Source organism: Bradyrhizobium uaiense (assembly GCF_010811875.1).
In the GTDB taxonomy this organism is placed as follows: Bacteria; Pseudomonadota; Alphaproteobacteria; order Rhizobiales; family Xanthobacteraceae; genus Bradyrhizobium; species Bradyrhizobium uaiense.
In genome coordinates, this window is sequence record NZ_VKHP01000981.1 from 1 (window position 1) to 243 (window position 243).

1 pseudogene is annotated in these 243 nt (G+C 64.2%); it reads right to left on the reverse strand.

Features of this window, described 5'->3' with window-relative positions:
* A pseudogene (locus tag FNJ47_RS52580) lies at positions 1-219 on the reverse strand (hypothetical protein); the annotation flags it as partial.
* Positions 220-243 lie beyond the last annotated feature (24 nt).

Genomic DNA, 243 nt, shown 5'->3' on the forward strand with positions numbered 1-243 from the left:
GCCGCCGGTCTTCAATTGCACCGCAAGGGTCACCGCAAACATCGCATATTCCGGCACCCGCGTTCGCTGATAGACCGCTTCCACGGCTTCCTCGGGCGACCGGCCCAGATTCAGTTCGCTGCAGACGCTGGGTGAGACCGTGAGCCAGCGGGTTGCGCTGGCAGCCCGAGCGAAGGCACTGGCGGGCGAAGTTATCTTTTCATCGCGTGCGCTCACCATGGCGCCGGTCGTAATTGGCGGGCT